20 protein-coding genes are annotated in these 17,990 nt (G+C 54.1%); 5 read left to right on the forward strand and 15 right to left on the reverse strand.

The features are described 5' to 3' along the window. Positions 1 to 67: 67 nt before the first annotated feature. The 9 genes from F3J44_RS28325 to F3J44_RS28365 all read right to left on the reverse strand — a co-directional run bounded on the left by F3J44_RS28325 (position 68) and on the right by F3J44_RS28365 (position 8,394). Positions 68 to 316: an OprD family outer membrane porin gene (locus F3J44_RS28325; RefSeq protein ID WP_304622164.1), complete on the reverse strand. Its 249-nt coding sequence runs from the start codon at positions 314 to 316 to the stop codon at positions 68 to 70. A 47-nt stretch (positions 317 to 363) separates the two neighbouring features. Then, the gene (locus tag F3J44_RS28330; RefSeq protein ID WP_085665094.1) at positions 364 to 624 is read right to left on the reverse strand and encodes a DUF6429 family protein; all 261 of its coding nucleotides are present in this window, start codon (positions 622 to 624) and stop codon (positions 364 to 366) included. Between the two features lie 67 nt (positions 625 to 691). Then, positions 692 to 2,224, reverse strand: coding sequence for an IS66 family transposase (locus tag F3J44_RS28335; RefSeq protein WP_167277786.1), 1,533 nt, complete (start codon positions 2,222 to 2,224; stop codon positions 692 to 694). 18 nt (positions 2,225 to 2,242) lie between these two features. Then, entirely contained in the window at positions 2,243 to 2,602 is a 360-nt protein-coding gene (tnpB, locus tag F3J44_RS28340) for an IS66 family insertion sequence element accessory protein TnpB (RefSeq protein WP_054913089.1), read from the reverse strand. 70 nt (positions 2,603 to 2,672) lie between these two features. Further along, the gene (locus F3J44_RS28345; RefSeq protein WP_167277787.1) at positions 2,673 to 3,743 is read right to left on the reverse strand and encodes an OprD family outer membrane porin; all 1,071 of its coding nucleotides are present in this window, start codon (positions 3,741 to 3,743) and stop codon (positions 2,673 to 2,675) included. A 182-nt stretch (positions 3,744 to 3,925) separates the two neighbouring features. Next, entirely contained in the window at positions 3,926 to 5,122 is a 1,197-nt protein-coding gene (locus tag F3J44_RS28350; protein ID WP_167277789.1) for an amino acid aminotransferase, read from the reverse strand. A 204-nt stretch (positions 5,123 to 5,326) separates the two neighbouring features. After that, complete coding sequence (locus F3J44_RS28355) at positions 5,327 to 5,740, reverse strand: RidA family protein (protein WP_167277790.1); 414 nt, start codon at positions 5,738 to 5,740, stop codon at positions 5,327 to 5,329. Positions 5,741 to 5,781: 41 nt separating this feature from the next. Further along, complete coding sequence (locus F3J44_RS28360) at positions 5,782 to 6,831, reverse strand: 4-hydroxyphenylpyruvate dioxygenase family protein (protein WP_167277792.1); 1,050 nt, start codon at positions 6,829 to 6,831, stop codon at positions 5,782 to 5,784. Between the two features lie 120 nt (positions 6,832 to 6,951). Then, complete coding sequence (locus F3J44_RS28365) at positions 6,952 to 8,394, reverse strand: amino acid permease (protein ID WP_167277793.1); 1,443 nt, start codon at positions 8,392 to 8,394, stop codon at positions 6,952 to 6,954. A gap of 534 nt (positions 8,395 to 8,928) precedes the next feature. Between F3J44_RS28365 and F3J44_RS28370 the strand changes: the two genes are divergently transcribed. After that, positions 8,929 to 9,405 (forward strand): Lrp/AsnC family transcriptional regulator, encoded by a 477-nt coding sequence (locus tag F3J44_RS28370; protein ID WP_167277795.1) that lies wholly within the window; start codon positions 8,929 to 8,931, stop codon positions 9,403 to 9,405. 69 nt (positions 9,406 to 9,474) lie between these two features. Here F3J44_RS28370 and F3J44_RS28375 read toward each other — a convergent pair whose 3' ends face one another. Both F3J44_RS28375 and F3J44_RS28380 read right to left on the reverse strand, forming a co-directional pair. After that, entirely contained in the window at positions 9,475 to 10,431 is a 957-nt protein-coding gene (locus tag F3J44_RS28375; RefSeq protein WP_167277797.1) for an MBL fold metallo-hydrolase, read from the reverse strand. A gap of 239 nt (positions 10,432 to 10,670) precedes the next feature. After that, complete coding sequence (locus tag F3J44_RS28380) at positions 10,671 to 12,074, reverse strand: amidase family protein (protein WP_167277798.1); 1,404 nt, start codon at positions 12,072 to 12,074, stop codon at positions 10,671 to 10,673. 153 nt (positions 12,075 to 12,227) lie between these two features. On the opposite strand from F3J44_RS28380, the gene F3J44_RS28385 reads away from it, so the two are divergent. Next, positions 12,228 to 13,043 carry an IclR family transcriptional regulator gene (locus F3J44_RS28385; RefSeq protein ID WP_167277800.1) on the forward strand — a complete coding sequence of 272 codons (816 nt, stop codon included), beginning with the start codon at positions 12,228 to 12,230 and terminating at the stop codon, positions 13,041 to 13,043. A gap of 37 nt (positions 13,044 to 13,080) precedes the next feature. Here F3J44_RS28385 and F3J44_RS28390 read toward each other — a convergent pair whose 3' ends face one another. Further along, on the reverse strand, positions 13,081 to 14,289 hold the full coding sequence (locus F3J44_RS28390) for a CynX/NimT family MFS transporter (protein ID WP_167277802.1): 1,209 nt from the start codon (positions 14,287 to 14,289) through the stop codon (positions 13,081 to 13,083). Between the two features lie 137 nt (positions 14,290 to 14,426). Between F3J44_RS28390 and F3J44_RS30480 the strand changes: the two genes are divergently transcribed. The 3 genes from F3J44_RS30480 to F3J44_RS30485 all read left to right on the forward strand — a co-directional run bounded on the left by F3J44_RS30480 (position 14,427) and on the right by F3J44_RS30485 (position 15,981). After that, the gene (locus F3J44_RS30480; protein ID WP_167277803.1) at positions 14,427 to 14,897 is read left to right on the forward strand and encodes an Lrp/AsnC family transcriptional regulator; all 471 of its coding nucleotides are present in this window, start codon (positions 14,427 to 14,429) and stop codon (positions 14,895 to 14,897) included. Between the two features lie 674 nt (positions 14,898 to 15,571). Beyond that, the gene (locus F3J44_RS29670; protein ID WP_205300231.1) at positions 15,572 to 15,796 is read left to right on the forward strand and encodes a hypothetical protein; all 225 of its coding nucleotides are present in this window, start codon (positions 15,572 to 15,574) and stop codon (positions 15,794 to 15,796) included. Next, positions 15,691 to 15,981, forward strand: coding sequence for a helix-turn-helix domain-containing protein (locus F3J44_RS30485; protein WP_205300230.1), 291 nt, complete (start codon positions 15,691 to 15,693; stop codon positions 15,979 to 15,981). The genes F3J44_RS29670 and F3J44_RS30485 overlap by 106 nt, the downstream gene beginning before the upstream one ends. A gap of 372 nt (positions 15,982 to 16,353) precedes the next feature. Here F3J44_RS30485 and F3J44_RS28405 read toward each other — a convergent pair whose 3' ends face one another. From F3J44_RS28405 to F3J44_RS30020, 3 genes are all read right to left on the reverse strand, one after another. Further along, entirely contained in the window at positions 16,354 to 17,025 is a 672-nt protein-coding gene (locus F3J44_RS28405; RefSeq protein ID WP_167277805.1) for a DsbA family protein, read from the reverse strand. 49 nt (positions 17,026 to 17,074) lie between these two features. Continuing rightward, the gene (locus F3J44_RS30490) at positions 17,075 to 17,221 is read right to left on the reverse strand and encodes a hypothetical protein (RefSeq protein ID WP_370526795.1); all 147 of its coding nucleotides are present in this window, start codon (positions 17,219 to 17,221) and stop codon (positions 17,075 to 17,077) included. 129 nt (positions 17,222 to 17,350) lie between these two features. Next, a complete protein-coding gene (locus F3J44_RS30020) occupies positions 17,351 to 17,704 on the reverse strand; it encodes a phage baseplate assembly protein V (protein WP_370526794.1) in 354 nt (117 codons plus the stop codon). Between the last annotated feature and the right edge of the window lie 286 nt (positions 17,705 to 17,990).

Raw genomic sequence — 17,990 nt, forward strand, 5'->3', positions numbered from 1 at the left:
GGGTGTCGCGCTGAGGTAAACCGAAGACGATTAAGCGTTTCCTCCAATGCTTCCTAAATGCCACCACTTAGAAAATATTGAGCGGGTACTCCGTGATCACCCGCACTTCGTCGAGGTCGGTGTCGAATGAACTGGCCCGATGACTGGCTTGGCGTATCCGGAAGGTGAGATCCTTAGCCGGGCCAGATTGCACAACATATTTGACTTCAATATCTCGCTCCCAGTGCTTCTCATCTGGCCCGTACATGCCGTTATATGCGCCGTTTGGATCCGCCTTGGTTCCATCGATATCGAAACCGGTCACGTAGCGAATCATAAGTAAGCGATCCATAAACCCCACCCGTTACATGAAGGACGGGGAAATCAGGTATTCGAGTCGGGCACCTGCCCCGCTTGAGTCTTTAACCCGAACAACTGGTCAGCTAGCTGTCGGCCTCGCTCCAGCCCCTCCGCCGTCAACCAGATGGATTTGTTTCTATTAACTGGATCACTGATGAAACCCCGTTCATGCAGTCGATTCATGATCTCGAAGTCAAATCCTTTCCACGCGTTACCTTTGTCGGAGCTATAGGCTGCCAACAAGGCAAGCACTGCGTCTTCAATCAGTTTTTCGTCGTATTCCATGGTCGTTACCCCGCTCTTGTCCTTAAAGCGCTTCGTAGGCCCCATCTGACCCACGATGGAGGAGCACTTAACTATGTATTTTAGGCGTGCAATTCCACGGCAGCAGCGCTTCGTAGTCTTCCACGGAGGACGTCTGCGGCAGGCGTTCCAGCACGTGGCGCAGCCACGCATAGGGCTCTTGGCCGTTGGCTTTGGCCGTCTCGACCAGGCTGTAAAGTTGCGCACTGGCCGTCGCCCCTCTGGGCGTGTCACTGAACAACCAGTTCTTTCTGCCGATGACAAACGGGCGGATCGCACGCTCGGCTGCGTTGTTGTCGATCGGTAAGCAGCCGTGCTCGATGTAGCGTTCCAACTTGCTCCAGTTGCTGGCCAAGTAGCCGATGGCCTTGCCCAAGGCATTCTGCGTCGTGACCTGAGGTTGCGTTTTCTCTACCCAGCTTTTCAGCTGAGCCAGCAATGGCAGGCTGCGCTCCATGCGGGCAGCCTTACGATCATCATCGCTGCCGTCCTTAAGGTCGCGCTCGATGCCATACAGCTTGTTGATCAAGTTCAGGGCGATGTCTGCGCGCCCGGTTTTACCCTTGGGCTGCACTTTCTGCGCTTCGACGAACTTGCGGCGCGCGTGCGCCCAGCAGCCCAACCGCTCCACGCCGTCCTGTGCAGCCAGCGCGTTGTAACCGGCGTAGTCGTCGGTCATGACATAGCCGCGATAGCCATCCAGCAGGCGCGTCGGCACCTCCTGCGCTCGGCTGGTCGTGTAGTCGAAAAGGATCACTGGCCGATCAGGTGGGCCACCGGTTTGTACCCACATCCAGGATTGGCTACTGGGCTCACGGCCGGGCTCTTTCAACACCTGCACACGTGTTTCATCACAGTGGATGATCCGACTGCTCAACAGGCTTTCGCGCATCAGATTCAGCAGCGGTTGGAAGTGCTCGCTGCATTGAATCACCCAGCGTGCCAGGGTTTGGCGCGAGATATCGATACCGTGGCGCCCCAACACTTTTTCGAAGCGATGAAGCGGTAGGCCGTCTACGTATTTGGTGGTGAGCAGCATGGCCAGCACACTCGGGCTAGCCATGCTCTTCTCGATCACCTGGGCAGGCTTGTCCGCGGTTACGGGCGCTGACTCGCAGTCCCGGCAGCCGTACACCTTGCGAACATGTTTGATGACGCGAATCTGCATCGGGACGATTTCAAGCTGTTCGCTGATCTCTTCACCAATGGCATGTTTGCGGCAGCCACAAGCGCACGTCAGCTCATGCTCGGGCAGTTCGTGGACAACCTCGATACGCGGCAAATCAGCCGGCAGTGGTTTGCGTTTACCACGGCGCTTGGTCGGTGCAACGACTTCTTCGTCGCCGGCCTCATCCAAGGGTTCTGCCAGGCTTTCCGCTTCGTCGAAGAGCGGCAACTGTGGCGTCGCCGCATCGCCTGTCTGCTCGGTCTTGCGCCCGAACAGACGCTGGCGCAACAGCGTAACTTCCTCTTCGAGATGAACGATCTTGCCCTTGTCGGACGCCCGCTCGTTGATCATCTGCTCAAGCAGTTGCTTGAGCAGAACAGGATCGTCAGGAAGGTCTTCGGGCATGGAAATCATGCCGCGGATTATACCGAATCAGGCGACGTATCGAGGCGTCAATACCTGATGCGGACGGTTGCGCCAGAGGTCGAAGCCGTCGAGTAGCCAGTTCAGTTCCTGAACGGTCAGTACGATGGCCACGTCAGTCGGATCGGGTGAGGTTTTGAACCGTTCGGAGTCCAGGCGTTTGAGCCAGAGGCAGAAGCCGTTGCGTTCCCAGTACAAGATCTTCACGCGGTTGCGCGGCTTGTTGAGGAAGACGAAAAGCACCGGGTCGAACACCGCCACTTTGATATCGAGTTCGACCAGCGCAGCCAGGCCATCGATGGACTTTCGGAAGTCGACGGGCTTGGGGTAGAGATAGACTTTTTCGACTTTGGCGTCGGGGCGCATCATCGTCGGCAGACTCCAGAAAGAAATCGGGAGCACAGCATCGGGGATCAGGTAAGCGCTTTAAATGTGGGGTTCATGGAGCGCTTACAATCATAAAGCTCAGGCCTGGTACTCCATAAGGAGCCATATTTAAGTCATAGCGCGCCTGAACCGACTTTTCATTTGGCCCATTGAAGTCAGAATATTGAACCGAGTTATTCAGGAACACCGAGTTACCGGCATTGCCGCCGTCCTGCAGCAGATAGTCATAGGGCTCGTCACCGTCAATCTGCTGGTACGCAAGGGTGAACTTTTGAGCACTGATGCTGTAGCTGGTTGCGAAAGACCATGCCAAGACGTCGATTTTGCCCGCCTTAGCGCTGCCAGCCTCCCTGGTGTCATAGGCGTTAAAATCAAAGTTCAAGGCCTGTAGGTCAGACAGTACCAGATTATAGTTAGCGTTGAGATATGCCTGCTTCCAGAGGTTTTCATACTTTGCACCATACAGGGCGAAGCTCAAGTCAGAGATCGGCTTGTATGTAAAGCCAGCAAATGTTGCTGAGTTAAACTCTGTTCCACCAAACGAAGTGAAGAAAGTACCATCACGGTTGGTGGAGACACCACCAGTGCCACGGGTAAAGTGGCCGGCATCGATGGAAAGGTCTTTGATATCATTGCTGAAAATCGACCAGCCTTCCGCTGTTGACGGGATCAGGCGACCTGTGCCCGTGGCGAAAACAGGTGCGGTTGGCATTTGAGACCCGTACTTAACGACGGTCTCGCCTATTTTGGCCTTTACTGCGCTGTTGATCTTGGAGTATTCGTCGCGAGGCTCACCGTCTTCATCTATTGCCAGTAATCCACGACCTGCGCGTCCTTTGCCGCTATCTAGTTTGATACCCAGGGTAGCTTGAGCATCGACACCAAAACCGATGAGGCCGGGTGTGAAACCCGAAGTGTAATCAGCGATGAAACCTTGCGCCCACTCTTCGCCATTGGTGGAGCGGTTCGGCGCGTTACGATAATCACGGAGGAAATAAAAATTTCGCGCCATCACTGCTAGGTGACTATCCTCAATAAATCCCGCTGATTGTTCCTCTGGCGCCGCCAACGCCAAAGTAGAAATGCTAGCCAACGCAAATGCCCCGTAATGCCCTGCAGACATGGTGATTCTCCGCTACGCAAATCGATATTATTTTTTGTTGTTTCAGGTGCGGCGGCCAGCAGGCCGTATAACTAGGCTTGAATTATATTTATAGATTTTGACAGGTGGCCCCTGCAAATATTCGGTAATGGTTGAACAGTTTAGAGTGCGCGCCTGGCCTGGCGCGCACGAATGAAGCACGATTACTGTTGAACTGCCGCCAAGGCATGCGCAACAATCTTCAGATTGTCTGGCCTCAGACCAGACATGCACATCCTGCCACTATCGATCAGGTAAACGCCATACTGTTCACGCAACTGGCGTACTTGGTCTGCGTTGAGGCCCGTGTAACTGAACATGCCTCGTTGTGTCATGAAGTAACTATAATCACGCTCAGGCGACAAGGTGGCCATAAGACTTACAAGGCCATTGCGCATCTCCAGGATGCGTTGGCGCATGACTTCAACTTCTGCTTCCCACTGCTGATTGAGCGTTTCGTCATTCAGGACGGTAGCCACTAGATGAGCGCCGTAGCTAGGCGGATTCGAGTAGTTGCGTCGAACCGTGGCCTTGAGTTGACCAAGAACCTTCTGAGCGGTTGGAGCATCATCGCAAACGATAGACAGGCCGCCAACGCGTTCTCCATAGAGGGAGAATATCTTCGAGTAGGAGTTGCTCACAACGCAAGGAATCCCAAGCTTGGCAATCTCGCGGATGGCGAACGCATCTTCGATCAATCCTTCGCCAAAACCTTGATAAGCAATATCAAGGAATGGGATCAAGTCGCACTTTTTCAAGACCTCTGCAACCTGCAGCCACTGGCCATTATCCAGGTCGGCTCCAGTTGGGTTATGACAGCAAGGGTGAAGCAGAACAATGCTGTGTTTAGGTAGAGATTGGAGCGCCTGAATCATACCTTCGAAATCGACGCCGCGTGTTTTCTCATCAAAGTACGGATACGTGTTAACTTTGAATCCGGCACCTTCGAAGATAGCGCGATGATTGTCCCAGGTAGGATTGCTCACCCAGACTTGAGAGCCAGGGAAGTAACGCTTCAAAAAGTCCGCGCCTACCTTAAGAGCACCTGAGCCGCCGATGGTCTGTATAGTTGCGATCCGGTCGTCAGCTACGGCTACGTGATCACTGCCAAATAGCAAAGTTTGAGTTGCTCTGCGGTACTCGCTGAGCCCTTCCATAGGCAAATAAAGCGATGCTTCCTTAGCTTTTCCACTGAGACGTTTTTCAGCCTCAGAAACGGCGGCCAATTGAGGAACTACACCAGAATTGTCGTAGTACAAACCTATGCTTAGATTGACCTTGCTGAGCATGGTGTCAATTTTGAACTTTTCCATTAGGCTGAGAATAGGATCCCCAGCATATTCCTCGACGTGTTTGAACATGGTGATTACTTCTCAAGCTGGTGGGCTTCAAAACTGGGATGCATACCCGCAAGCGGACACTCAATTTTGATCGCGGGTTGAGACTAATACCCTGGCCGCGCAAAAATCGTTATATAAGAATGGGGGCTATTAAAACGTTGATCAGGGTAGTAAAAATAACCTTGGGGTATTAGCGGGATTGCACCACCAATACCCCCGCAGGCTTTAGTTGCGCTTGGCAGCTACTGCTTTGATCTCGATATACAGGTTCGGGCGAGCCAGCGACTGCACACCCAGAATCGTCCACGCTGGGAAATCTTTGGTGATGAACTGGTCTTTGATATCCCGGAAGGTAGTCAGTTGTTCGTCAATGCCGACGTGGTAGGAAACAAGCTCTACCAGATCTTCGAAGCCCAGGCCTTCGTGCTTGAGGATAGCCTCCAGACGCAGGAAGGCGTGGCGGATCTGCTCCTCAGCAGTTTCTGGGATGGTGCCATCTGGAGCGATGCCCACCTGGCCTGCGATGAATACGAGACCACCAGCAGTGACTGCTGGATTGTACTTGAATAGGTCGAAGACCTTGTTGCTACCGAAGGTAGGATCGTTCTCTGGCAGGCGAAGACGTTTGATATCGGTCATGGAATTACTCCTTATCTGGTTAGTTGTTGATGATGATCTGATTAAGAAAAATCTTTGGCCAAGATGGTGCCGCGCTTCTCTTGGTCGGTCTCTTGGCTCTCGAACAGAGCCTTGAAGTTACCTTCGCCAAATCCGTCCTCGCCGCGACGCTCAATGATTTCGAAGAAAATTGGGCCAATTTGCCGGCGAGTGAAGCGCTGCAGAAGAATACGGTTGCCGCCCTTGCCGTCAACGAGAATCCCACGCTCTTGAATACCTGCAAGGCTCAAGCCATGACCTGGGATACGGCTATCGATGTTGCCGTAGTAAATATCGTTTGGAGCGTCCATGAATTCAATTCCGCCTGCTTGCAGGAATTCAATGGTCTTTTCAATATTCGTCGACAAGAAAGCGATATGCTGAATACCTTCGCCCTTGTAATCCCGGATGAACTCGTCGTTTTGGTTGAGTACACCAGGCTCATCGTGAGCAGCAGCAGCAATCGGGATGGACACTTTGCCGCATGGGCTCACCATCGAGCGAGCTCGCATACCAGTCTTTTTACCCTTTACGTCCAGATACTGTTTCTGGGTAAAGGCAAACGTGTCTTTGTAAAAGTCCGCCCATACGTCCAGATTTTTAGGCTCGACGATATTGGAGGTGTGGTCGATGCTCTTGATGTGGGCGTGAGCGCCATCAGAGATCAGCGTCGCCGCGTAAGGCTTCGAAAATTCCTCAAAGACGTTTTTGTCGACGAAGTATACGAGGCTGTCGCCGATACCAACGATTGCAGGAGCGTCAACTACGAAGGTGCCGAACTCCTCAGGTTGGGCAACGCGTGCGCCGCCGCCGATAGCTTGGGCCACTGCGTTCACAGCGTTGTCAACGTTAATGCCAATGGCGCGCACCGAGGCACCGTGAACATCCCTGAACGGGTTCGGCGACGGGTTCACGATAACAAACGCTTCGTTTTGACGAAGAAGCACGGCGTCAGTGCGCTCCGATTGGCCGCATGGAGCGAAGCCGAGTTTCTCAAATAGAGGCACGAGTTCAGCAGGAGACTCGGCCACGAATTCGATCAGTGAAAATCCTGCGGTTGTTACCTTTTTCATTGCTTGCCGCCTTATCAATAGCGAATGGTTAGTGTGAAGCATTTTTTGCAAGGTGCTGCTTTCTTATGTAAAGCTGCACCCGCACCATGCTTTGATTAGTAAAGTTTTACCCTGTGAGTTCTATGGTTTTACTGAAGCACACTGATTTTCGACTGGTTTGGCACCGTCAACGAAGGGTGCGATCTCTTCTCCAGAGATTGCCTTCGTTCTCTTTCCCGCTTTTGAGCGCAGGAAATACACGAGCGTTAGGCCAACCAGCCAAATTGGCATCAGGATCACGGCGAGACGAGTAGATTCCGGGATGTACATAATGACCACCAGGCCAGCCATAAAGGCGAGGCAGACATAGTTAGTAAATGGCTGAAGAGGTGCTTTGAAAGCTGCTTGACGCCCTTCTTTGATCATGTGGTTTCTGAATTTAAGGTGCGTGAGCGAAATCATTGACCAGTTGATCACGATTGCCGCGACTACCAGCATCATGAGGAACTCGAACACATTACCTGGCATCAGATAGTTCAGCAGGACACAGGAGCCAGTGGCCACTGCCGATACGCCAAGGGCATTAACGGGCACGCCGCGCTTATTGATCTTCTTAAGCACAGCTGGGGCATTCCCTTGTACTGCCAGGCCGAGAAGCATGCGGCTATTGCAATAAACGCTGCTGTTGTATACGGAGAGTGCGGCAGTCAACACAATAGCGTTAAGCGCAGTGGCTACCCATTCATTATTCAAGGAGTGGAAAATCAACACGAACGGGCTACCACCTTGCTCTACTTGGTTCCATGGATAGAGAGAGAGCAAAACCGCGAGAGCACCTACGTAGAAAATAAGTACCCGATAGACAACCTGGTTTGTCGCCTTTGGAATCGTGCGATGGGGACTTTCAGCTTCAGCGGCTGCGATGCCGATGAGTTCTAGGCCGCCAAATGAGAAGATAATTACCGCCATGGCCATGACCAATCCGCTAACGCCATGCGGGAAAAAACCTCCCAGTGCCCAAAGGTTAGTCACGCTAGACTGCGCTCCGCCTTGTCCACTACCCAGCAGATATAAGCCGAATGCAATCATGCTAACAATGGCTGCGACTTTGACAATCGAGAACCAGAACTCCATTTCGCCGAATAGCTTGACATGTAGAAGGTTGATCGCGTTAATCAATACAAAGAACGCAAGGGCAGATACCCAAGTCGGGATGGACGGTATCCAATACTGAATGTAAATACCTACAGCTGTCAGCTCTGCCATGCTAACAAGCACATACAGTACCCAGTAGTTCCAACCAGACAGGAAACCTGCAAATGGCCCCCAGTAGCTATTGGCAAAGTGACTAAAAGAGCCAGCAACAGGCTCTTCTACGACCATTTCACCAAGCTGCCTCATCATCAAGAAAGCGATAATTCCAGCGATTGCATACCCAAGAATTGCACTCGGCCCAGCAACTTTTATAGTCTGGGCAACTCCAAGGAAAAGCCCGGTGCCAATCGCGCCGCCAAGTGCAATCAGTTGGATGTGACGGTTCTTGAGTCCACGGTGTAGCTCATTGTTTTTGTGCTTGTTGTTCATGGTTTTTTCCATTTTTATTGTGCACGTCAAGGTATAAGGGGCATCGGACATCTATGCCGTCCGAACGCACCTCACCATGAAATCACTAACGAATTTTTGACTCTATTCTGCGCTTTTTAGGTTTCTAGTTGCTGCCTTCGTGCAATATGGGTGTTGGCCTTGGAATCTCCTTGCCATTCATTCAAGCAGGTTCAAGGCGCCTAAAGATCTCGATAGTGGTATTCAGTTGGAATAGGGGCTGTCAACCAGTTCGCTATTTAAGCGCAGCTGATGTTCCGTAGCAGATGGCAATGCCAGAAAAATGAAGGGAGATAGTAAGGTCGTGCGAAAAGGGGGTGGGGGCATTAAAAACTCTCCTCTTACGCAGACCATGTTCCAGGAACATGGCTCTTCACATGGATCAGATGGTTGGTGTTGCCGGTTTCCAAAGGTTGGAATACCATCTGTTTAATTTCTTGTGGATTGATTGTCCCCCAAAAAATCAACCACGTGCTTTAGAAAAAATGTTTTTTCAGGCGTTTAGGAATTTTTTTTGTGGCTAATACGAAGCGAAACTTACTTGATGCGATTGACTTGAAGCTGGTCAATTTGCTTCTGAAAGACGCAAGAGCGTCATACAAAACGCTCGCGGCAGAGGTGGGTCTAACGTCGCCAGCGTGTGCTGAGCGGATTCGTCGGCTGAAGGAAGACGGGGTAATCAAGGGATATCGTGCAGAAGTGGATTGGGCCAGGCTTGGCCATCCCATCAAGGCAGTGATTCGAATCTCAGCGCCGGCACAGCAAGGTAAGAGTCTGATCAAGGCTTTCGAAGAAACACCGAATGTGATCGAGGTAATGCGGTTGACCGGGGCAGATAGTTATCTCGTCCAGATCCTGGCCAAGTCGAGTGAAGAGCTTGAGAGCGTCATCGATAGGATTGGGAGTTACGGGACGGTGACCACATCGTTGGTGTTGTCCGTCCCGTTGCATGCCATGGATCGTGTGGGTGGCCTGCTTGGTGCTGATGATTGATCAAGTGCGGTTTGTGATGACTTTGTTTCTCGTCGTGCTCACTCTCGTGAGTACGACGAGGGTGGTGCTTTAGCCTTCCAGCGTTTCCCACATCTGACGGTCGCGATCTGCAGTCCAGATGCGCGGGTCGGTATATTTGGTGGCTTCGTCATAAGCACGCGTCACGTCGAACGGCATGCAGTGGTCGAAGATTACCCAGCTGCCGTAGCGCGGCTTCAGGGTCATGTAGGTCTCGCGGTAGACCGTCTTCAGATCCTTGCCTTCTGCAACACCTTTCTTAACGCTGTCGTACAGATCGACGATGAAGGAACGAGTGACTGACAGGCCTTCGCTCACTTGCTCTTCGCCTTTCAGGGCTGGGCCGCGACCTGGAACCAGAGTCAGCGGCTTCAGCTTCGCGATGTTGTCTAGGGTGGTTGGCCAATCTTCGAAGTAGGCATCCCCTGCATATGGGGTGGCGTCGAACTCCACGAGGTCACCCGAGAGCAGGCTGCGCTCCTCAGGAAGCCAGATCACGGTGTCGCCTTTCGTGTGACCGCGCCCCAGTTGCAGCAATTGCACTTCCAGCTTGCCCAGCCAGAGAGTCATCTTGCCTTGGAAGGTGATGGTCGGCCAGGTCATGCCTTCAGGAACGGTTTCAACGTTCTGGAACAAACGAGGGAAGCGACCGATCTCGCTTGCCTTGTCTTGTTCACCGCGCTCGACGATCAGGTCATAAGTGTCTTGGCTGGCCAAGATCTGCTGCGGGCCGTAAGCCGACGCGCCCAGGACTCGCACTGCATGGTAGTGGGTCAGCGCGACATATTTGATCGGCTTGTCAGTGACTTCACGAATGCGGCGGATCACGTCCTGCGCCATCGCAGGGGTCGCCTGAGTATCGGCTACCAGCACCGCGTCATCGCCGATGATGATGCCAGTGTTCGGATCACCTTCGGCGGTGTATGCCCAGGTGTGTTCCGAGATTTGCTCGAACGTCACCTTTTTCACTTCGGTGTCAGCGTGGCTGGCAAAAACCTTCGTACTCATGAATGCCTCATAGGTTGATTTGTTATTGACGAGTGAGTTTGCAATTTAACAGATGATTTGCCAATGGTGAACACGTTTGTTGAAAGTGACGCCGCGCACCGTTCAACCGACCTCGGTCTTCACGGCGAGGAAAGTGGTTGAAAAAGCAGGAAAAATGGATGGGAGGTGCGTCAGCGAGGGAAAGTGAAGACTTGGAAGAGGCGGACGAGTGGCATCCGCCTTTTTGGGAGGCAGCGCTGCTACTGCGAGGTGTGTTGATGTGCAGTGGTGGCTATGCGAGGTGGAATCAATGTTTCCAGTAGCCCTGAAAGCGCTACCAGCAGGTCATCATTTCCCTTAGCGCTCACGAATTGGATACCGACTGGCAGCTCCGATCCTGCCGGCCATAGCGGGTACGTAAGAGCGGGAGCTTGTGCCAGGTTAAAAGCTGGGGTGAAGGGGTTCCACGAGAACCAGTCATCGCTATGCCAGCCCTCGGGGGCATTCCGCCCTGCTGCAAACGGCAAGATTGGCAAGGTCGGAAGCATGATCACGTCAACCTTCTCGAACAGTTTTTGCAGCTGAGAGCAGAGCAGGTCACGGTCTTTTTGCATCGCCATCAGGTCGGCCAAGTCAGCGGTCTCCACCACCTCGACAAACTGCAGCAGGCCTGGATCCAGGAGGCTCCTGCTTTCTGCTGGTACGCTCTGAACTGCCGACAGACACCCCAAGCGGTAGAAGAATGCACCGATGTCCGAGGCGCGCTTCACATCGAAATCGACCTCCTTCAGATCAAGCCCGTTGGCGTTGAGAACATCGATTGCTTCTTGCATGGCGGCTTTGACGGTGGGATCGCTATCCCCCCATCGGGCAATATCCAGGACGCCAATCTCCAAGGCAGCATCGGGCTTACGATCCACCTCGAAAGTCGCCTCTTTGAGGCCCTCTGATGTCCAATCGTAACCGTCGGCGCCGCTGACAATCTTCATCACATCAGCCAAATCTGGGGTGCTTGCCGCTATCGGCCCGGTGTTGACCACATTGAAGAACGCGCTGGGCACGGGTGCCATTGGGATTCGGCCAAAGGAAGGTTTCAAGCCAATCGTCCCAGTGAACGCAGCTGGGATTCGTACTGAGCCACCGGCATCGCTGCCAAGCGACACCCTGACAACCCCTGCAGCGACTGCAGCTGCACAGCCGCCGCTGCTGCCACCAGGGGTGAGCCTCAAATCCAGGGGGTTCCTGGTGATGCCGAATGCAGGACTGTCAGTAACACCCTTCCAGTTGAACTCTGGCGCTCGAGTTTTTGCGAAGAGAACTGCCCCAGCATCTAGAAGCCGACTCACATAGGTCGTACTAGCCGCAACCGGATCGGTTGAAGACAAGCGGGAGCCCTTTCTTGAAGGCCAGCCATCCACTGCGGCTGAATCCTTGACCGTCATTGGCATGCCGTCGATAGGACTCAGCGGTTGACCTTTCTGCCACCTGTTCGCAGATGCCTGCGCCAAGGTCATCGCGACGTCCTCGTCAATCAGCGAAAAAGCGTTGGTCGCCTCGTTTAGGCTTCTGGCATGCAGAAGCGCCGACTTTATTACATCGACAGGGGAGAATTTGCCGGCTCGGTAGCCTTGTCGCAGAGCGTCATATGATTGCTGGTGCAGCATTGTCGTCTCCATGTTCAGCCAAAACATTCTCCAGTACGTCATCTGGCTGCTCAGTCGCAGGCCAGGTAACGCTGGTTCTTTGTTATTAGCGAATAGATTTGCAAATTTGGCAATCTATTTGTCATTGCACCATCCATTTGTCAGAATGCGAGCATGAGCACTCCAGACGACGACACCACCAAAGCACAGCGTGCAGTCCAATCCATTGAGGTTGGAGGCCGGCTACTGCTTGCGTTAGCTGCAAGCAAAGATCCCATGACCCTCAAGGATCTGGCTGCATGCGCGAACCTTCCATCATCAAGAGCACACCCATACCTCGTGAGCTATTCACGCCTCGGCCTGGTCTCTCAATGTGCCGAAAGTGGCAGGTATGGCCTTGGCCCTGCGGCCCTTCAGATGGGGCTCACCGCTCTGCATCAGATGGAGCCGACCCGTGAAGCGATGCCGATTGTGGAGTCTCTAGCCGCTGATACCGAACAAGCTGTTGCCGTATCGGTTTGGGGAAATCTCGGTTCCACCGTTATCCGAATGATCGATGCCAGGCAGCCCCTTCATGTTGCGATGCGGCCGGGGACTGTCATGTCGACTTTTGGCACTGCTACCGGCCGCGCCTTTGCTGCGGTTCTTCCTGGCGAAGTCGTCGCTCGAGCTTTGGACGGCCTACCTATCGGCGATACTGGAGCGCGTACTGGCATGGCTGAAGATTTCGAGGCTCAGCTTGCCTCGGCTCGGGAAGAGTACAAATACCATCGCTGCACACGTGCCGTGGGCAAGCCAATGCCTGGCGTTAATGCCTTCTCTGCCCCTGTATTCGGTCATGAAGGTCAGCCAGTCCTGGTGCTGACATTGCTAGGGCATCAGGACTGTCTTCCAAGTGCTTGGTCTACACCCATGGCCACAGCGTTGAAGCAGGCTGCGGCAGCGATCTCAACAAGGCTCGGGTACTTAGGCAACTCACTGTCCCAGTGAGGGCCTTGGGTAATTGCCAGTGAGCATGGCTGCGTTCTTAGGTGTTTTTCTTGCTCGCCAGGCGGGATACTAAAACTAGCCCAAGAATAGATGCAAAACTAGTGGCTAACCAAGTCCAATGCCAACCCCCGGCGAGATAGGCCAGCCGTGCCAGGAGCGGCGGCATCAGAAACATACCTGTTGAAGTGAGCTGCTGCACTCGGCCAAACGTGCTCGAGAGCTGCCGTTCATTCGGGGTAGCGTTGATAGCCAGTAGGTACAGGCTGCCTGGGATGACGCCACCGATGCCGGAGTAGACAATCACCGCGCAGTAGCGCAACACCGGCATATCACCGGTCAGAGGGATGAAGGCAGCCAGGGACATTACCGTCATGCCGACGTAACCGATTGTCAGAAGTGTTTTGGTATTGACACCACGGTGTAATAGCAAGGCCGCAGCAATATTCCCGAAAATATTAGCTAATGCCGCAATCGCGGTGAGTGGTGCAGACTTGGTGGGTGATACCCCTGCTGTCGCATAAATGGATGGCAAGAATCCAATTACTGCAAGCCATTGCCCCGCGTACATCGCGAAGGCAATACCGATGTACCACGTATCTCTGCCTTTCAAATGAGCAATGATCTGCGAGCGCAAGGGCATGTGGACCAAAGGGTTCATAGCTTGGGCGCCTGCTCGATGCGCACGGCTAAGACCGTGCGGAAGACGCGCCCACAATTGGTGGATGATGATTGCCGACGTCAATGCAGCCATGCACCACCAGATACGCCAACTGAAAAACTGCAGAAAAATCGGCCCGCTGAAAAAGGCTACGGACGTGCCCAGTGCCATGTAGCAACCCCATAGGCCGAGATGAAGCGCCAGGCGGTTGTGAGGAACGATCCTTCGAAGCAGTCCGGGTGTGGGCAGGACAACCATCAAAAAGCCGAGACTCTCAAACGCCCGTAGCGCTAATAGTTGATACACATCTTGGCTTAACGATCCAGCAAAGCTGGCGACACAGAGGATGCCTTGGCCGATGAGCAGACTTGCACGAGGACCTAGCCTGTCGCAGTGATAGCCGATGAGCATGCCAGCCAGCATCCCGGCGATCTGCATCAGTGATAGGAGAAAGCCGGCTTGGACCAAGGAGAGTCCGAGAGCTTCTTGCAGGAGGGGAATGGCAGGCGATACCTTCCCCAAGTGAACTGCTGCAACCACTCCAGAGAAAATCGTGATGGTGGCTGGGGTAATGCTGATTTTGGGCATGAGACTCTACAGGTCGGCCAGTGTGGCCCGGATGGTGCTTGGAGAGGAATAGAGTAACTATATTGCGTGAAATTGTATGATCTGATTGATCCTTCTTTTCCGCCTGTTGAGGCGTGATACTCAAAAATGAGGTTTTAGTGGAAAATTCTATTCAGCTAGATGATTTGAATCGCCGAATTCTTCGAGCGCTACAGCGGGACGCTAGCCTGACTGCAACGGAGCTGGCTAATGTGGTAGCTAGTTCCCCCGCGTCGTGTTGGCGGCGAGTGCGATCACTGGAAGATGGTGGGGTTCTCCAGGGAGCGGTGAGGTTGGTGAATCGCCAGGCGCTCAACCAAGATATCGATGTGATGTGCTCACTGAGGCTGAAAAGCCACAGTGAGGCAGACGCAAAGGTATTCGAGCAATTCGTGGCAGATCAGGACAATATTCTTGAGTGCTACACGGTTTCGGGCGAGTGGGATTACCTGTTGCGGATCGTAGCTGCAGACATTCGCGGATATGAGCACTTCCTGATGAGAACGCTACTCCGGCATCCGGCAGTTGCGTCAGCAAATTCCCAGTTTGCTCTTTCTCGGGTGAAGTACACAACAGCAGTGCCCGTTTAAAAGTTGTAAGGAATTCTTCTGGCTACACAACGGCTAGCCAAGCTTGGGCTATATATGAAATCATTTGATGCTCCGTGAAAACTCCAGCCGATTTAGCCTCCGTGGAGTTCTGGACTTTTTGCGAAAATATCTGGCATGCGTATTGCAGGAGAGTTTCCTTCGCCAACCGGAATCAATTGCTGAACTCCTCAACGCTGCTCGTCGCACGGGGGCACAAGCCAGTGATCGAAGGTTGGTCAGCGGCCTGTTCTGAGTGATTTATTCCAGCGCGTCTAGCGTGATACGTCTAAGCGATACGGTTCGGTTGTCCGCGGTACATCAGCGGTGTCGAGATTGGCGGAGTCAGCGCTTCTTCAACAAGATGCTCAAGGGCTTGTATGCAAAATTGAGCTTGCCGGGGCTGATCCATCTGGATAGCTTGCAATTCCCTACCACGTAATGAAGCACAAGCCAAAGCCCAATCTGCCGCGGTGGAGGTAGATCACTGTTTCTACCTCATCCTCCGTGGACACATATAGATTTCTTCGGTACGTGATGACTGCAGTGAGTTCACCCTTGAGATGATGGGACGTCTTGCCGTCCGCGGGGAAGTTGCAGATTTCGATAGAAAGCTGTGTTTTGCCTCTGCCGTCGCGCTCGAGGAATTTTAGTTGGTGATTTTTCGAGCGGATGAAATGAGTGCCGTTTTCGCAGAACACCCGGACATCGCTGTGGCATTACTCCGAATTACCGCGATGAATCAGCGGACCATCGTGGTACGGGCTCAGTATTTCACCTCTTTGAAGCCGGAAGCGTGGATTACCGAGCTGCTCCATCGCTTAGCCGAGCAATATGGCAACGTGATGGTAATGCGAGAGAAATTGGAGTACCTCTCGCACACAAGCAAATTGCAGCTTTGACAGGGATGACGCGAGTCACAGTCACGCGGGTTCTCAAAAGGCTTCGTGAAAATGGGAAGTCACCATCCAAGGCCATCGTATCCTCGTTAAGGATATGGAACAGCTTATGCCGGGAGCAGGCAGACGGTCGCCATGCATTTCCCAGCAAGGGCTGTGTGAGCCGCCCGAGCTGTGCTGCTGTCTAGGGGCACTCGCAGCAACGGAACTGATCCACTGTCTCCAGGCCAATGTCCTTGTTTACTCCGAGAAATGAGTCCAGAATCAAGGCTATCCCTGTTTCGGGGATAGCTGAAAACTCATAGATTTCAACGGCTCGCAGGCCCGATGCGAGTCTCGTTTCCCGCTCCAAATATAGGCTTACAGAATTCTACGGAAGTCTGTAAGTTGTCGAAAAAAGGGCCTTCGGGCCCTTTTTTCGTTTCGGTCAAAGCCACTCCGATCCATGGGCATCCGGACTTTCACAGTCCTGAAGTTAGGAAAGGACAAGTGGGCCCGGTAAGGGCAGGGATACCTGCGTTCAACAGCGCACGCGGTGCCGTAGCCGTGACGAACATAGCCTACCTGGGCATGTCGCTGATCACGTCAGCAGGCCTCTCGGAAATATCGGGCGCGCTCAACAGGTCCACCGCCGAGAGAAGAGCATCGGGTTCGATGGGGCCTTGCAGCGTCAACGTGCGCTGGGTTTGATTGTCGATCAGGCGCAGGGTTGGCGTGGCATTCAATCCGTTCTCCTGCGCCTGCGCTTTTTGCTCGTCTACGATCTGGGCAACGTTTTCGCCGGCCAGGCAACGCTGCAGGCTTGGCGTCGAACCAGGATAGGTGATGTGGCCGGCAAGCCCGCGGCCATTGCCTTGTGTGTTCAGGTAGACCCAGACCACTGCTCCCCAGAAACCCTCGCGGCCTTCGAGCTGGCCAACGCACTCGACCAACCGCGCTTCACGGCTGGCGGCGGGTTCGTGTTGGGGCAGTGGCAGGTGGTGCCAGGCCAGGTTCACGTGATCGTTGGTAACTATCCACCGTTGCAGCTGGGGCAGGTAGATGCGGCAGTGGGGGCATTCCAGGTCAGCGTGTAGCACGACGGTGAAGCGCGCCTCAGGGTTGCCGTAGATCCACGGCGGGCCGCTAGCGTGGGTGTGATGAAACGGGTGCCACCAGCTCAGCGCCAGTCCGGCCAGGGCGAGCCAGCCCACCGCCCACCTCATGTTGTTTGCACTTATCCATTTGCGCATGGTGCCTCTCCTGGCAGGCCCAACTGTCCAGTTCGCCGAGGACATCGGGTTACTCGTCGCCCTCTGCGGGAGTGGCTTCTTCCAGGGTATCGGCGTCGAGGGTCTGTACTTGACCCGGTGTCTCGACCAGTCGTCGGGCATCGGCGAATGGGGTCAGGGATACGCCGGCGCCTGGGGGCAATCGGGCCTTGTGCACGCTCAGGCTGCAGGTAGAACGCCAAGGCGCCGCGATTCAGCTTGTGGGCGCTGCCGATCAGGGCGCGGGCTTCCTGCACATCGGTGCGGGTCTGTTCGGACGCCAACGTGTCGCCGATCGACTTGCGGCTCAGGTGGTTGAGGTGAGCTCCCGGAACAGCGAAATGCTGGTGTGGCGCAGAGGGACTCCAGCGCTGCCTCGACAAGTGGCCCACTGCCCTTGTAGGTCTGGCTCTTGATGGTCATGCGGGTCTTGTGTTCGGGCAGGTCGTAGGGCGGTGGCTGGTTTCCGCAATAGATACGCCCGGCAATCATCGGCTTGGTCCGGGTCGCCGTTAACGTAGTGAATGATCACGTCCTGGCCAATGCGCGGAATGACCATCGCGCCCCACCTGCCTCCGGCCCAGCTGTGGGAGACGCGCACCCAGCAGGAACTGAACTCGTTGTTCTTGCTTTCCCGGTCCCAGGGAAAGCTGACCTTCACCCGGCCTCATTCGTCGCAGTAAATCTTTTCACCCGGCGGGCCGACCACGGTGGCCATGTGCGGGCCGTCGACGCGGGGTTTCCGCTATGGGGCAGGGCGTCGTTGGGTTCTACCGGGAACAAGCTGGGCGGTTTGTTCGTAGCGCGTGCTCTGGTCAACGGTAAGCGCTCCATGAACCCCACATTCAAAGCGCTCAACTGATCCCGGATGCTGTGCTCCCGATTTCTTTCCGGAGCCCGCCGACCATGATGCGACCCGACGCCAAAGTCGAAACAGTCTACCTCTA

Source organism: Pantoea sp. Tr-811 (genome assembly GCF_011752535.1).
Taxonomy (GTDB): domain Bacteria; phylum Pseudomonadota; class Gammaproteobacteria; order Pseudomonadales; family Pseudomonadaceae; genus Aquipseudomonas.

What these genes read in the sequence shown, in the direction of transcription:
- F3J44_RS28375 (WP_167277797.1), bottom strand. Translation starts at nt 10,431, where the DNA reads ATGAGTACGAAGGTTTTTGCCAGCCACGCTGACACCGAAGTGAAAAAG.
- tnpB (WP_054913089.1), bottom strand. Translation starts at nt 2,602, where the DNA reads ATGATGCGCCCCGACGCCAAAGTCGAAAAAGTCTATCTCTACCCCAAG.
- F3J44_RS29670 (WP_205300231.1), top strand. Translation starts at nt 15,572, where the DNA reads ATGAGTGCCGTTTTCGCAGAACACCCGGACATCGCTGTGGCATTACTC.
- F3J44_RS28325 (WP_304622164.1), bottom strand. Translation starts at nt 316, where the DNA reads ATGATTCGCTACGTGACCGGTTTCGATATCGATGGAACCAAGGCGGAT.
- F3J44_RS28390 (WP_167277802.1), bottom strand. Translation starts at nt 14,289, where the DNA reads ATGCCCAAAATCAGCATTACCCCAGCCACCATCACGATTTTCTCTGGA.
- F3J44_RS28405 (WP_167277805.1), bottom strand. Translation starts at nt 17,025, where the DNA reads ATGCGCAAATGGATAAGTGCAAACAACATGAGGTGGGCGGTGGGCTGG.
- F3J44_RS28330 (WP_085665094.1), bottom strand. Translation starts at nt 624, where the DNA reads ATGGAATACGACGAAAAACTGATTGAAGACGCAGTGCTTGCCTTGTTG.
- F3J44_RS28365 (WP_167277793.1), bottom strand. Translation starts at nt 8,394, where the DNA reads ATGAACAACAAGCACAAAAACAATGAGCTACACCGTGGACTCAAGAAC.
- F3J44_RS28360 (WP_167277792.1), bottom strand. Translation starts at nt 6,831, where the DNA reads ATGAAAAAGGTAACAACCGCAGGATTTTCACTGATCGAATTCGTGGCC.
- F3J44_RS28355 (WP_167277790.1), bottom strand. Translation starts at nt 5,740, where the DNA reads ATGACCGATATCAAACGTCTTCGCCTGCCAGAGAACGATCCTACCTTC.
- F3J44_RS28385 (WP_167277800.1), top strand. Translation starts at nt 12,228, where the DNA reads ATGAGCACTCCAGACGACGACACCACCAAAGCACAGCGTGCAGTCCAA.
- F3J44_RS28335 (WP_167277786.1), bottom strand. Translation starts at nt 2,224, where the DNA reads ATGATTTCCATGCCCGAAGACCTTCCTGACGATCCTGTTCTGCTCAAG.
- F3J44_RS28380 (WP_167277798.1), bottom strand. Translation starts at nt 12,074, where the DNA reads ATGCTGCACCAGCAATCATATGACGCTCTGCGACAAGGCTACCGAGCC.
- F3J44_RS28350 (WP_167277789.1), bottom strand. Translation starts at nt 5,122, where the DNA reads ATGTTCAAACACGTCGAGGAATATGCTGGGGATCCTATTCTCAGCCTA.
- F3J44_RS28345 (WP_167277787.1), bottom strand. Translation starts at nt 3,743, where the DNA reads ATGTCTGCAGGGCATTACGGGGCATTTGCGTTGGCTAGCATTTCTACT.